The organism is Psychrobacter sp. Rd 27.2 (genome assembly GCF_001921755.1).
Lineage (GTDB): Bacteria > Pseudomonadota > Gammaproteobacteria > Pseudomonadales > Moraxellaceae > Psychrobacter > Psychrobacter celer.
In genome coordinates, this window is the sequence record NZ_MRYB01000164.1 from 1 (window position 1) to 312 (window position 312).

Sequence of the window (312 nt, forward strand, 5' to 3'; positions counted from 1 at the left end):
GGTCAAAGCGATATTAAGGATAACCTAAACACTTACGTGCAATCCTTCTCTAAAGATGCGCGTGAGATATTTGAGCACTTTAAATTTGAAGAGTTTGTCGGTCAATTGGCTGATGCCAACCTGCTATATAAAGTGGTGCGGATGTTTGCCACTACGGATCTTAGCCCTGAGGCGATCTCTAACCATGAAATGGGCTTTGTGTTTGAAGAGCTGATTCGCCGCTTTGCTGAAAGTTCTAACGAGACCGCAGGGGAGCATTTTACCCCGCGTGATATCGTTCGTCTGACAACCTCACTGGTATTTATGGAAGAT

The 312-nt window shown here is 44.9% G+C and carries 1 protein-coding gene; it reads left to right on the forward strand.

The genetic code is table 11. From position 1 onward, the window contains the following. Positions 1-312, forward strand: a 312-nt coding sequence (locus BTV99_RS13050) for a type I restriction-modification system subunit M N-terminal domain-containing protein (protein ID WP_143507239.1), incomplete at both ends; no start/stop codon positions are given.